The organism is Bradyrhizobium sp. Pha-3, assembly GCF_042258615.1.
Lineage (GTDB): Bacteria > Pseudomonadota > Alphaproteobacteria > Rhizobiales > Xanthobacteraceae > Bradyrhizobium.
Map to the genome: position 1 here is coordinate 2290275 of NZ_CP170152.1, position 13752 is coordinate 2304026.

The 13752-nt window shown below is 64.9% G+C and carries 11 protein-coding genes; 8 read left to right on the plus strand and 3 right to left on the minus strand.

The window, feature by feature from the left end; translation table 11 throughout:
* Nucleotides 1–13 precede the first annotated feature (13 nt).
* From ACE10Z_RS10735 to ACE10Z_RS10765, 7 genes are read left to right on the plus strand one after another with little or no spacing between them, the layout of a single operon-like run.
* Nucleotides 14–1201, plus strand: a complete 1188-nt coding sequence (locus ACE10Z_RS10735; RefSeq protein ID WP_375787890.1) for an acetyl-CoA C-acyltransferase — start codon at nucleotides 14–16, stop codon at nucleotides 1199–1201.
* A gap of 21 nt (nucleotides 1202–1222) precedes the next feature.
* Nucleotides 1223–2233, plus strand: coding sequence for an NAD(P)H-dependent flavin oxidoreductase (locus tag ACE10Z_RS10740; protein WP_375787891.1), 1011 nt, complete (start codon nucleotides 1223–1225; stop codon nucleotides 2231–2233).
* 12 nt (nucleotides 2234–2245) lie between these two features.
* Entirely contained in the window at nucleotides 2246–3019 is a 774-nt protein-coding gene (locus ACE10Z_RS10745; protein ID WP_375787892.1) for an enoyl-CoA hydratase-related protein, read from the plus strand.
* Between the two features lie 41 nt (nucleotides 3020–3060).
* Entirely contained in the window at nucleotides 3061–4221 is a 1161-nt protein-coding gene (locus ACE10Z_RS10750) for an iron-containing alcohol dehydrogenase (protein ID WP_375787893.1), read from the plus strand.
* 25 nt (nucleotides 4222–4246) lie between these two features.
* Nucleotides 4247–5053, plus strand: a complete 807-nt coding sequence (locus ACE10Z_RS10755; RefSeq protein WP_375787894.1) for a glutathione S-transferase — start codon at nucleotides 4247–4249, stop codon at nucleotides 5051–5053.
* Between the two features lie 39 nt (nucleotides 5054–5092).
* Complete coding sequence (locus ACE10Z_RS10760; protein WP_375787895.1) at nucleotides 5093–5794, plus strand: SDR family NAD(P)-dependent oxidoreductase; 702 nt, start codon at nucleotides 5093–5095, stop codon at nucleotides 5792–5794.
* A 53-nt stretch (nucleotides 5795–5847) separates the two neighbouring features.
* Nucleotides 5848–7050 (plus strand): ABC transporter substrate-binding protein, encoded by a 1203-nt coding sequence (locus tag ACE10Z_RS10765; protein ID WP_375787896.1) that lies wholly within the window; start codon nucleotides 5848–5850, stop codon nucleotides 7048–7050.
* Between the two features lie 20 nt (nucleotides 7051–7070).
* Here the strand turns inward: ACE10Z_RS10765 and ACE10Z_RS10770 are convergent, their stop codons facing one another.
* Both ACE10Z_RS10770 and ACE10Z_RS10775 read right to left on the minus strand, forming a co-directional pair.
* Complete coding sequence (locus ACE10Z_RS10770; RefSeq protein WP_375787897.1) at nucleotides 7071–8627, minus strand: hypothetical protein; 1557 nt, start codon at nucleotides 8625–8627, stop codon at nucleotides 7071–7073.
* A 15-nt stretch (nucleotides 8628–8642) separates the two neighbouring features.
* Nucleotides 8643–9944, minus strand: coding sequence for a glycosyltransferase family 4 protein (locus ACE10Z_RS10775; protein ID WP_375787898.1), 1302 nt, complete (start codon nucleotides 9942–9944; stop codon nucleotides 8643–8645).
* A gap of 166 nt (nucleotides 9945–10110) precedes the next feature.
* Here ACE10Z_RS10775 and ACE10Z_RS10780 point away from each other — a divergent pair, with 166 nt between their 5' ends.
* Nucleotides 10111–12222: a GumC family protein gene (locus ACE10Z_RS10780; protein ID WP_375787899.1), complete on the plus strand. Its 2112-nt coding sequence runs from the start codon at nucleotides 10111–10113 to the stop codon at nucleotides 12220–12222.
* Nucleotides 12223–12279: 57 nt separating this feature from the next.
* Here the strand turns inward: ACE10Z_RS10780 and ACE10Z_RS10785 are convergent, their stop codons facing one another.
* Nucleotides 12280–13605 carry a lipopolysaccharide biosynthesis protein gene (locus ACE10Z_RS10785; RefSeq protein WP_375787900.1) on the minus strand — a complete coding sequence of 442 codons (1326 nt, stop codon included), beginning with the start codon at nucleotides 13603–13605 and terminating at the stop codon, nucleotides 12280–12282.
* Nucleotides 13606–13752 lie beyond the last annotated feature (147 nt).

The following is a 13752-nucleotide window of genomic DNA, read 5'->3' on the forward strand; positions in this document are numbered from 1 at the left end:
CAGAGAGGCAAGCATGTCACAGGATGCAGTCATCGTTTCCACCGCGCGCACCGGCGTCGGCAAGGCCTATCGCGGCGCGCTCAACAACACCGACGGTCCGACGCTGGCCGGCCATGTGATGGCCGAGGCCGTCAAGCGCGCCGGCATCGCGCCCGGCGAGGTCGAGGACGTGGTGATGGGCTGCGCCATGCAGCAGGGCACCATGGTGATGAACGTTGCGCGCAAGGGCGCGATCCGCGCCGGCCTCCCGGTCACGGTTGCCGGCACCACCATTGACCGGCAATGCGCCTCCGGCCTGCAGGCGATCGCGGTCGCTGCGCGTTCGGTGATGCTCGACGGCGTCGAGATCGCGATCGGCGGCGGCATCGAGTCGATCAGCCTGGTGCAGAACGAGCACATGAACCGGTTCCACGCCGTCGACGACGAGCTGATGGCGATGAAGCCCGAGATGTACATGTCGATGCTGGAGACGGCCGAGGTCGTCGCCGAGCGCTACGGGATCGGCCGCGACAAGCAGGACGAGTATAGCCTTGAATGCCAGCGCCGCGTCGGCGCCGCATTGCAGGGCGGCCGCTTCAACGACGAGATCGTTCCGATCACGACGAAGATGGCCGTAGTCAACAAGGACACCAAGGAACTCAGCTTCCAGCAGGTGACGCTGGCGAAGGATGAAGGCCCGCGGCCCGACACCACGGCGGACGGACTCGCCAAGATCAAGCCGGTGTTCGAGGGCAAGACCATCAGCGCTGGCAATGCCAGCCAGCTCTCCGACGGCGCCTCGGCTTGCGTGATCATGAGCGACAAGATCGCCGCGCAGAAGGGCCTGAAGCCGCTCGGCATCTTCCGTGGCTTCGTCGCCGCCGGCGTCGAGCCGGACGAGATGGGCGTCGGCCCGGTTGCCGCGATCCCGCGGCTGTTGAAGCGGCACAATCTGAAGATCGACGACATCGATCTGTGGGAGCTCAACGAGGCCTACGCGGTGCAGGTGATTTATTGCCGCGACAAGCTCGGCATCGATCCGGACAAGCTGAACGTCAATGGCGGCTCGATCGCGATCGGCCATCCCTATGGCATGACCGGGGCGCGGCTCACTGGCCACCTCCTGATCGAGGGCCGGCGGCGCAAGGCGAAATACGGCGTGGTGACCATGTGCATCGGCGGCGGCATGGGCGCGGCCGGACTGTTCGAAATCATCCACTGATCGGCAACGCGGGAGAAACTTGTGAAGACAGCAATCACTGAACTGTTCGGTATCCAGCATCCGATCATCCAGGGCGGCATGCATTATGTCGGCTTCGCCGAGATGGCGGCCGCGGTGTCCAATGCTGGCGGCCTCGGCATCATCACCGGCCTGACCCAGCGGACGCCGGAGCTGCTGGCGAAGGAGATTGCGCGCTGCCGCGACATGACCGACAAGCCGATCGGCGTGAACCTCACCTTCCTGCCGAGCTTCACCGCACCGCCCTATCCCGAGTATATCGCGGCTATCCGCGAGGGCGGCGTCAAGGCGGTGGAAACCGCCGGCCGCAGCCCGGAACAATACATGCCGGCGCTGAAAGCGGCCGGCATCAAGGTGATCCACAAATGCACCTCGGTGCGGCATTCGTTGAAGGCCGAGAAGATCGGCTGCGACGCGGTCAGCGTCGACGGCTTCGAGTGCGGCGGTCATCCCGGCGAGGACGACATCCCGAACATGATCCTGCTGCCGCGCGCGGCGGACGAACTGACAATCCCGTTCGTGGCCTCGGGCGGCATGGCGGATGCGCGCAGCCTCGTCGCCGCGCTGTCGATGGGCGCGTCCGGCATGAACATGGGCACGCGCTTCATCGCGACCAAGGAGGCGCCGGTCCATGCCAATGTGAAGCAGGCGCTGCTCGATGCCGACGAGCTCGATACGCGCCTGGTGATGCGGGCGCTGCGCAACACCGAGCGGGTGCTCAAGAACAAGGGCGTCGACGAGCTGCTCGTGATCGAGCGCGAGAAGGGCGGCAAGCTCAAGATCGAAGACATCCACGAGCAGGTCGCCGGCGTCTACCCGAAGGTGATGATCGACGGCGAGATGGATGCCGGCGCCTGGAGCTGCGGCATGGTGGTCGGCCTGATCCATGACATTCCGACGGTCAAGGAGCTGATCGACCGCATCATGAGCGAGGCCGAAGCGATCATCCGGCAGCGGCTGACCGGCTTCCTCGACGGCAAGTTTGAAACCACGGCGGCCCGCGCGGTCGCCTGACGGGAGAGTGCCATGACCGAGCATGTCAAAGTGGAGGTCGCCGCCGGCGTCATGACGCTGACCTTGCAGCGGCCCGAGAAGAAGAACGCGCTGACCGGCGCCATGTATGACGCGATGTCGAATGCGCTGAAGCAGGCCGAGGCGGATCCATCCGTCCGCGTGATCCTGTTCCAGGGCGACGGCGACAGCTTCACCGCGGGCAACGACCTGGCCGACTTCGCGAGCCAGGCGCGCGGCGAGAGCGCGGTCGACAGCCCCGCGCATCGCTTCATCGAGACCATCAGCAAGGTCGGCAAGCCGCTGGTCGCGGCCGTGCAGGGCAATGCGGTCGGCGTCGGCACCACCATGCTGCTGCATTGCGACCTCGTTTATCTCGCCGAGAACGCACGGCTGATCACGCCGTTCGTCAACCTCGCTCTGGTGCCGGAGGCGGCCTCGAGCTGGCTGCTTCCCTTAAGGATCGGGCACGCGCGCGCCTATGCGATGTTTGCGCTCGGCGAGCCGATGGATGCACAGGGCGCGCTGGCATCCGGTCTCGCCAATGCCGTGGTGCCGCAGGCCGATCTGCGCAAGAAGGCGCATGACGCGGCGGTCGCGTTGACCAAGCGGCCGGCCGGTTCGCTCAGCCTGACCAAGAAGCTGATGCGCGAGCAGCAGCGGATCGCGGCGCAGATCGCCGAGGAAGGCGTGTTGTTCAAGGAGCGGCTGACGACGCCGGAGGCGCGCGAGGCCTTCGCCGCCTTCGCCGAACGGCGCCAGCCTGATTTCACCAAGCTGTCGGTCTGACCGGCAGCGCAACTCACGGACACATCGAGGGAGTGAACAGCATGGGCGTCGTCGGCAGCCATCAATATCCCAGCATGGAATCCGTGATCTACGGCAAGCCGGCAGCCGAGGCGCTGCGCGAGGAGGCCGAGCGGCTGGGCGCGAAACGCGTCTATCTGATCGCCAGCCGCACGCTGAACACCACGACCGACGAGATCGAGAAGATCCGCAAAGCGCTCGGCGATCGCCATGCTGCGACCTTCGATGGCGTGCCGCAGCACACGACGCGGGATGTGGTGACCCAGATCGCACGGCAGGCAAGCGAAGCCAAGGCCGATCTCATCGTCGCGATCGGCGGCGGCTCGGTGGTCGATGCCGCGAAGATCGTGCTGATGTGCATGGAGCACGAGATCTTCGAACCTGATGGCCTCGACGGCTTCGAGACCACGCCGGACCGCCGCTTCGGCCCGTTCCGCACGCCCAAGGTCCGGATGATCGCGATCCCCAGCACGCTCTCGGGTGGCGAATATAACTCCGGCGCGCTGGTCACCGACACCGGCCGCAAGCTGAAGCAGATTTTCAATCACCCGATGATGATGCCGCGCAGCATCATCCTCGATCCCGCGATCACCAGATACACGCCGGAGAAGCTTTGGCTCGGCTCCGGCACGCGCGCGATGGATCACGGCATCGAGGCGATCTGCTCCAGCCGGCCCAACGTGCTGGTCGATGCGGTGTGCCAGCAGGGACTGCGCTATCTGCATCACGGCCTGCTGCGTACCAAGGCCAATCCCGACGACGAGGCGGCGCGGCTGAGCTGCCAATTGGGCTCGTGGCTGTCGGCCTTCGGATTGCAGTCGCGGGTGCCGATGGGCGCGAGTCACGCCATCGGCCATGTGCTCGGCGGCACCTGCGACGTCCCGCATTACTTCTGCACGGCAGTGATGATGCCGAGCGTGCTGCGCTACAACCGCCCCGCGACGGAAGCCGCACAGCAAGCGATCGCCGCCGCGCTTGGTGCGCCCGGCCGCGACGCGAGCGAGGCATTCGCCGGCTTCATCGCGGAGCTCGGCCTGCCGCGGCGGCTTGCCGATGTCGGTGTCGCCGAAGACCGCTTCGAGCTGATCGGCCGGAACGCCATGCTGTCGATCTTCACCCGGACCAATCCGCAGCCGATCCGCGAGCCCGGCGACGTCGTCAAGATCCTGAAACTGGCCGCCTGAGGCAACAGCACCCGGAGCAGCCACCATGGCCGCCTTGCGCATCTTCTCCTATCTGCCGAACCCGCGGGTCTGGAAGGCAACCATTGCGGCGCGGTTCTGCGGCGTCGACGTCGAGGTCAGGGGCGCGTCCGGCAAGGAGTTGCGCGACTGGCTGTGGGACTACGATGCCCGTCCGCTGGCGGAGCAGGAACGCGCCGAGCTCGCCTCGCTGGCGCGGACCGGCCGGGTCGGCCTGACCGGCGCGCAGCTCTTCAAGACCGATGCGTTCATGGCGGCGCAGCCGTTCGGCAATGTGCCGGCCGCGTTCGGCGCCGACGGCAAAGTCGGGATATTCGAATCGAACAGCATCATGCGGGCAGTGGCGCGGCTCGGCGAAGCGAAGTTTCCGCTGTACGGACGTGACGCCTATGAGGCGTCCAGGATCGACAGCTTTCTCGACGTCAGCCTGGTCTTCGCGCGGGACACGCAGATCTATCTGCTCGCGCTGTCGGGCGGCACGGTCGATGCGGCCATTCATGCCCGCGCCAAGGATGCGTTCGCGATCTATGCCTCGGGGATCGAGCAGGCACTGTCGCCACGGCGAGAGGCGCTGGTCGGGAACGGCATCTCGATTGCCGACATCTGCCTTGCCGCCGAGCTTGCGCTGTTCATGAACGAGCATGGGCGGGCCGAGCAACTGCGCAAGCAGGGGCTGGAGAAAATACTGCATCCCGGCGTACGGGACGAATATCCGCTGATGTTCGCTCACTTCGCCCGGCTGGTCGAGCACGCGCATTTTAGGCCGGACCTCAAGCCTTACGTCGAGAAGCTGCTGTCGAAGGCGGCCGCTTGATCTCGAGAATGATTGGCTGCAACGCGGAGGATTGACTGCATGACCGCACCCGTCTGTCTGATATCCGGCGTTGGGCCCGGCACCGGTTCGGCACTCGCCAGGAGGTTCGCTGAAGGCGGCTATCGCGTCGCGCTTCTTGCCAGGAACGACGAGCGTCTCGCCGCGCTCGAGAAGCAGTTGCCGGGTGCAAAGGCCTATCGATGCGATGTGTCCGACCCTGTGCAAGTCGAGGCGGTGGCGTCGGCCGTGGAGCGCGATCTCGGCAATCCCGGCGTTGTGATCCACAACGCCGTCGGCGGGGCGTTCGGCACCTTCCGCGAGATCGATCCGCAGATTCTCAATCGCAACTTCCAGGTTAACACGATGGGCCTGTTGTACCTGGCGCGGCGATTTACTCCCGCGATGATCGCTGCCGGCAAGGGCGCCATCGTTGCGACCGGCAACACCTCGGCGTTGCGCGGCAAGGCCGGTTTCGCCGGTTTCGCGCCGACCAAGGCGGCGCAGCGCATCCTGGCCGAAGCGATGGCGCGCGACCTCGGGCCGCAAGGCGTCCACGTCGCCTATCTCGTGATCGACGCGGTGATCGATCTGGAATGGACGCGAAAGCGCTGGCCGGAGCGGCCGGACGACTTCTTCATCAAGCCGCGCGCGATCGCGGACGAGGTCTGGCACGTCGCCCATCAGGACCGCAGCGCGTGGTCGTTCAACGTCGAGATCAGGCCGTTCGGCGAAGCCTGGTAGACGCCGCGCGGCGGTCGCAAGCGCCGTTTAATTCATAAGCTCAGGGGGAATTCATGTCGTTGAAGACGTTTGCCGTGTCCATTGCGATGCTGGCGGCCGTTGCCGCAACTGCGGTCCGCGCCGAAACGCCCGGCGTCTCGGAATCGGAAATCAGGATCGGGGCGACGTTCCCGTTCAGCGGCCCGGCGTCCCCGCTCAGCAATACTGGCAAGGGCCTGATCGCCTACGTGCATTCCATCAATGATCGCGGCGGCATCAACGGCCGCAAGATCAACCTCATCACCTATGACGATGCCTATTCGCCGCCCAAGGCGGTGGAGCAGACCCGCAAGCTGATCGAGAGCGACGAGGTGGCGTTCCTGTTCAGCCCGCTGGGGACACCCGGCATCGGCGCAACCATCAAATACGTGACCGCGAAGAAGGTGCCGCACCTCTTCGTCGTCAGCGGTGTGACCAAGTTTGCCAACTTCGCCGAGTTTCCGCTGACCACCACGGGGCTACCGAGCTACAACACCGAAGGAAAGATCTACGCCAAATACATCTCCCAGACGGCGCCCGACGCAAAGATCGCGATCCTCTACCAGAACGACGATCTCGGCCGGGACTTCGTGGCCGCGTTCAAGGAAACCCTGAAGGGTGAGTTCGACAAGAAGGTGGTGACCTCTCCCTATGAGGTCACCGAGCCCACGATCGAATCCCGCGTGGTGACGCTGAAGGCGTCGGGCGCCCAGGCATTCCTGATCGCCGGCACGCCGAAATTCGCGGCACAGGCGATCAAGAAGGCGAGCGAGATCGGCTGGACGCCGCTCACCATCGTCAATTACGTGTCGAGCTCGGTCTCGGCGACGATCGTGCCGGCCGGCGCGGATAAGGCAGTGGGCGTCGTCGTGGCGACCATTACCAAGGATCCCAACGACAAGAAATGGGCCGACGATGCCGGCATGAAATGGTATCGCGCCCATTTCGAGAAATATCTTCCCGGCGCCGATATCGGCGACAACAACTACCTGTTCGGGACCCAGCAGGGCCAGATTCTGGAGCAGGTGCTGAAACAGTGCGGCGACGACCTGTCGCGCGAGAACATCGTCAAGCAGGCGCGCAACATCAAGGGGCTGGTGCTGCCGACCTTGATGCCGGGCATCACGATCAACACCGGCCCCGCCAACAGCATGGCCTATACGCAGCTTCAGCTGCAGCGCTGGACCGGAAGCTCCTGGGAACAGTTCGGCGGCGTGCTGAGCGCCGAGCCGAACTGAGCCGCCACATCGATTGTGGGCTAGTAGAGCCGTCGTGCGATCGGCTTCGCCAGCGCACCATGCCAACCCCATTGCGATGATGGGCCGCTCGACCGCAGGCTCGCCAGGAACGCCGTGGTCTTCGGCTGCACCCGCGAGCCGTCGATCACCTCGAGCTGGCCGCAGCGGTTGAGCGTGTGGAGTTTGCGCCCGGTCCATAGCGGCCCGGGCTTGAGCAGATGTCGAACGGCCTGCTTGTAGGTCGTCGGCGACAGTTCGAGCACTTCGGCAAGTCCGAGCGCCGCGCCGTATCCATTGGTGCAGTCCTGCACCGGCCGCCACAGTTTTCCATTGACGGTCACGAAGTTGCCGGCAGGTCGCGTGGTCGCGCGATCCATCAGGATCGGGTTGGCCGCATGCGGCTGCCAGGGGCCGAGCAACTGCCCGGCGTAATAGATCGCCAGCGTGTCGGAATATCCGCCGGTGCCGTCGCGCCAGGCGCCGAACATGTAATGGAGGCCGTTGTGCTGCGTGATCGTCACGTCGGCAAGTTCGAGGCCGGACAGCAGCGTCGAATGCCGCTCCCACTTGTCCGGAAAGCGGATGCATTTGTAGATCGGAACGTCCCGATGCGCGGTGCTTTCCGGGATCATCCAGAGCTCGCCATTGTCCTCGATCAGGAACGGGTAGGACAGATGCCAGGGCTCTTCGAGCACCGGCATCGCCGTGCCGATCGGCCCGCTGCCGTCGAATTCCATCGCGGAAATGATGCCCTTGCCGGTCCGGTGGTCGAGGTCCTCGAAGAAGACGAACGTCCTGCCCTGCCATTTCACTGGGAACGGATCGGCATAGAAGTGGTTGCCGGGATCGCCGAGCACGTTCCAGGCAGGTCCCGAGAGGTCGCCGGTGCGCCAGATATCCGTGTTCCCGGCGAAGCGCCAGCCGACATGCCAATGCGGCGCGTAGCAGCACAGGCGATAGATTTCCTTCGCGATTGAAGCCGCCACGCCGCGCACGACAATGGGCGCAGGATTTGGCGTTGCACCGCCGCTCGCCGGAGCTGCCAATTGCGGCACCAGCCGCGGAGCCCCTGAGAGTATCGGCGGCAGCATCGACAGCGTGCGCGCCATCACCGCATCGAGCCCGCCGCTCAAGCCAGCCGCGATTTCCGCGGAGGGATGGCCGCGGTCCATCACCGAGCCGTCGAGCTCATTGACGATTTCGATCACCGGCAGATCACCGGCGAGAATGGCCGCCAGCGCGGCACTTTCTCCCGTGCGGCCGTTGAAGCGTGGACGGAGATAGAGCTTGGCGGCGCAGCTCGGATCCCGCATGGCACTGGTGAAGTCGACCACCACGTCGGGGTTGCCGGCGCGCGGACGCTGCGGGATCGTCTTCAACGGGTCGGCGCCGCCGGTCTTGCCCTTGCGCAGGACGATGCGCTCGAGCTCGAACAGCATGTCGAGGCCGGCGGGGCGGGGCTCCGGCGTCGTGGTCCAGGCGATTTGAACGGGAATATCCTGATCGTTGACGCGCAACGACTCGCGGCACATCCAGAGCCGCGGCTGCGCGCGATCGCAGCGAAACTCGATAATCATGGCCAGCCCAACTTCCTAGTGCGCGTCCGCCCCCACAGCGTCGCCGAGAATGCGGACGTATTCCTCTATCATGGCATCCAACGAATAGCGCGACTTCAGGCCGACGGCGCTTTGCCGCAGCTGGTCGCTCAGCACGCGATCGGTCAGGACCGTCGACACGGCGGCCGAGAATTCGGCCTCGTTCCAAGCGTCAACGAACACCGCTGCGGGCTGTCCCTGGCAGGACAGCACCTCGCGCAGCACTGGGAGATCGTTGACGACGCAGGGAATGCCGGCGCTCGCGGCTTCGACCGCGGCAAGGCCGAAGGTTTCGGCCTGCGTCGGGAAGACGAACACGTCGAGGCAAGCCAGGAAATCGGCCATCTGGCGCGGTGGAATCTCGCCGATGAAATGCAGCCTGTCCGAGACCTTTAGCTCATCCGCCAGGGCTCTCAGCCGCCCTTCATCCGCGCCCTGGCCGGCGAGCGCAAGGTGCCAGGATGGATCGGCAGCCAGCAGGCGAATTGCCGCATCGAGCCGCTTGTGCGGGTGCAGCCTTGCCGCGCAGCCGAGCAGGGTACGGTCCGGCGGCAGCTTGAACTGCTGCCGCGCAACATCCTTCGGCAGGCTGTGCGACTTGTCGTCGAAGCCGTGCGGGACGTGCTTCATGCGCGACCGATACGGAGCGGGATAGCGTGCGTATTCACGCTCCATGTCCCGCGAGTTCAGCGTGATGCACTGGAAGAAACCGGTAGAGCCCATGATGATGTCGGCAGCACGCACCGGCATGCTCATCGAGAGCGCCGAGGATACCTGGTTCGCGATCACGGGGGCGCGGCTGACGAGGCGCGACACACCGCCGCCGATCACGTTGCCGAAGTGCTGGAAGGTCAGGACGACGTCGGGCTTGAAGGTCCTGAGATGGCCGGCAAGCGCCCACAGCATGCGCAGCAGCGCCACCGGATTTCCCGGACGGGTCTGCGCGCAATAGAACGTATTGGGCGGCTCGTCGAAGGAATCCGATTTGCGGTAGAAGAACAGGTTGGCGACATCGTAGCCGCGGGCGGTGAGGCCGGCGCCGAGCAGCCGCGAAATCTCCTGCGCGCCGGCGTTCTCGGCCTGGGTCTGCACCAGGACAACGCGCAGCTTTCGCTTGCTCTCGTTCGGTCGATCGCGTGATGCGGTCGATGCCTCGCGCAACTCTGTGCTTGGCGTGCGTTGGAGCACGGATTCCTCACCCGTCGAAGGAGTGGATTTGTCTCCTTCGTTTCTGCGCGCGTAACTATCACGGGAGGCGTGCTCGTGCATCGAGTAGCGCGTGTTGAGGTTATTGCTCATTTAGCAATCAGACATGTGTCAGCAATCGAGAGCTATTGTCTCACGGATAGGGTACAGCCGGCTCGTTAACTAATTGGTTACGGCGACGCAAAGAGGGGGTAACCGGCGATTAACCATAGATATTTACGTTGGGGCAGTACTGTCAGTTGAATTCGAGTCAGAACCCATGAAGTTCGGTAGCCGCATAGGCCCGAGACGTTCCGAAGTCACGGAACCCGCAGCGTCGTGGGAAACTGCCGGCGTGCCGGCTGGCCAATCTTCGGCGGAAACCACCAAGGGCGTCCTTAGCATTCCAGGCGTGGTGGCTTTTTTTCGTGAGAAAGGTCAACGCATCCTGATGCTCGCCGCGGTCATCTTCGCGGTCGGTATCATCTTGTTGATGTTGATCCCGGCGCGTTACGCCGCGACGGCGCTCGTCGTCGTCGACCCGCGCGAGCAGCGCGTAACCGCCGACCAGGACGTCCTGCCGGGGATCGGTCAAGACGCCGCAGCTCTGCAAAGCTACGTCGAGATCGCCAAATCCGATGGATTTCTCGGGCCGTTGATCGATCAGCTCAAGGTCGCCGAGGACAGCGACATCTCCGGCGGCAAAACCGACGCGACGCGCCTGCTCGACCGGTTTCGCAGCCGGCTCGATATCTCAAGGCGCGGATTAACCTATGTTATCGCCATCAAGTTCACGTCCAACAATCCGCAGCGCGCCGCGTACTACGCCAATGCGGTGGCCGAGGCCTTCGTCGCAAGCCAGCGCGGGACGCGCAGCGTGGCAACCGACGAGGCCGCCGACTGGCTGAAGAGCCGGCTCAAGACCTTGAACGACCGGCTGCGATCGTCGGAAGATGCCGTTGCCAAGTTCAAGCTCGAGCACCGGATCGTCAACGCCGGCAAGGAATCCACCACGCAGCAATTGCGCGTCACCGACCTGACGCAGCAGGTCGCCGCGGCGCGCGCCCGCAGCGAGGAAGCCAAGGCACGCTATGAGCAGCTGCAGCGCGACCTGAAGGCCAATGTCGACGGGCCGGTCAAGCAGGATCTGCTGAGTGCGCTGCGTGCCCAGCGCTCCGCGCTCAACGACCAGATTGCGCAGAAGCGCGGGGTGCTCGGCGATCGTCATCCCGACCTCGTGATGGCGCTCAGCCAGTTGAGCGATCTCAACCGGCAGATCGAGATCGAGCGCAAGAAGAACATCGACACCGCTAAGTCGGAATACGAGGCGCAGCGCGACCAGCAGAAGGCGCTCGAAGAGCAGCTGAAGGCGGCCGAGCAGCAGATCCTTGTCGACGGCCAGGCGCTGGTCAAGCTGCAGGAATTGCAGCGCGATGCCGATGCCAACAAGAATATCTACGAGCAGTTCCTGTCGCGCTACAGGACGACCGACGAGCAGCGCGGTCTTCAGAACTCGCAGACCAAGGTGGCATCGCCCGCGACGCCGCCGGTGCGTTCGACGCTTCCGCCGCTTCCCCTGTTGCTCGTCGCGCTCGCGATCGTCTCGCTGCTGACGTCGACAGCGATCGTCGCCGTGCCCGGCCTCGATCTGAAGCAGCTCCCGATCAAGAGCATTCCGCCGCTTCGCAGAGCCGAGGCGCCCGCACCGGCACCGACGCCGGCCGCGCCGCAATCTGCATTGCCGCCGGGCTTGCCGGTGCTGGCCCGCATCCCCAACATGGTGTCGCCAGATGCAGTCAGGAGCGTCTGGCAGACCCCGATTTCGGCGACGGCCGAGCCCGATCTCAGTCCGCATCTTCAGTTGCTGATCGAGAACATCGAGCAGCTTCCGGGTGAGCACGGCAAGGTGGCGCTGCTGCTGTCGGTCGAAACCGGTGCGGGCGGCAGCACCGTCGCACGGTCGCTCAACCGGTCCGCCGTCACGAACGGGATGCTCAGCGTCCTGATCGAGATGGAAACCAGCCGCGCCGAAGCCGCGCCGCCGCAAGGTGCGGGGATCATCAAGGCCGATCTGCCGTCGGTCGTCGAACTGCTCGGCGCCAGCTGCAAGGCGCCGCCCTATCCGCAGGACGACATTCGCGCCGATTTCGGCCTGATCATCGTCGACGCGTCGTCGCTTGCCATGCAGCCGGCCGCGGTCGCGGTGGCCGCCCAAGCGGACCTGGTGATCCTCGTGGTTCGCGAGGGCGCCGCCAACACGGCTGCGATCGGCAAGACGCGGGCCGATCTGTCCAGGTTCGGTTCGGTCCCGATTGCGCTCGTCGTCAATCGCGTGGCGGCCAATGCCGCGGTCAGCAACCCGCAGCGCGAAGCCCTGGGATTGGCAAGCTGAAGCGCTGGATACGCGTTTTCTTCACGCGAACCGGCGCCCGCTACGCTTGAAAACCCCCTAGTCCTTGCTATCCGCAACACGGACTGCGTAAGCGCCAGCCTTCGACGACGACAGATGCGACAGCACCAGAATTGACGGGTCGACGCCGGTCCGCCGGCGGCACAGCACATTGAGCGCGATGGTGGCGAGCACCAGGGAAACCGTCGCCGAGATCGCCGCCCCGAGCACGCCGAGCCAGGGGATCAGCACGACAAATCCGACCAGCCGCAACGCCACGTTGGCGGCAACAACAGGAACATAATCGCGCTCATGCCCGGTCAGCTGCAGGACCGCGGCCGACGGCCCGCCGGCCGCCTGGAAGGCCGTTCCGATCGCGAGCACGATCAACACCCACTGCTGCGCGGCGAAATGCGGTCCGAACAGGCCGAGAAGGTAGGGGGCGCCGACCCAGACGATGACGAGCCCGCTGAGCACGCAGAGCGCGGTCACCTCGGCCATCAGCTTCAGCGTATGTTCAAGCTCGCGGTGATTTTTGCTGAAATACAGCGAGGGCAGCCGGCGTGCGCCGAACGTGTAGAGCGCGGCCGAAAGCATCGCGAAGATGTTGGCCAGGCGCGAGGCCGCGAAATAGACGCCCGCAGTAGCTGGATCCAGCATCCAGTAGACCAGGATGACGTCGAAATACTGGTTCGCCGCTTCGAGAATCGATGCGAGCCAGAAGCGGAACGCGCTGCGGTTCCAGCGCGATGTCTCGAAACGCGCCGTGACCCTGCGCAGATTCGGCAGCACGCGCACGATCGACACGATCTGCACGACCAGCCCCAACGCCATCGCGACCGTCATCGCGGCGAACAGTTCGGCGGGGGTGAGCTGGCGGTGGCCGAACAGCGCCGCGATCAGGACCAGGACAATTGCAACCCGCCAGAAGAATTCGCGATTGCCTTCGCCCATCAGGATGCTGACCAGTGATCGTGCGATCTGGCTGCCGAGCATCAGCCCGGCATTGACGGCGGTGAACGCCGAGACGGAGAGGATCAAGAGCCACCATTCGCCGCGAATGCTTGCCACCGCGGCGATCGCGGCGATCGAGATCAGCATTCCGATCGCCGAGTACTTCAGGCTCGACAGCAGCACACCCTTGGTGAACTCGGCCTCGCCGCGTACCTCGTACTCATTGAGGAAGCGAACCAGCAGCAGCTCCTGGCCGACCAGGCCCACGACCGCGGCGATCTGGGCGATGGAGAGCAAGGTTGCGAAGTCTCCGAACGCGTCAGGCGTCATCGTCCGCGCCGCCAGCGAGAACAGGGCGAACGCGAGTCCGCCGCTGCCAACCTTGAGCAGGATGGTCCCGGCAACGCCGCGCGTGACGTCGCGCCGTAGCATTTGGAGAACAGAGGCAATCACCAGAGGCGTCTCAATATCCTGTCAGGCTGTTGACCGTAGCAGTCGGTGAGGTCGGGAGTGTTAATGTTCTCTTGCTAAAAATCCGTTCCTTCCAACCGGCCTCCAGGCGCCACGCGGTCGTGAACC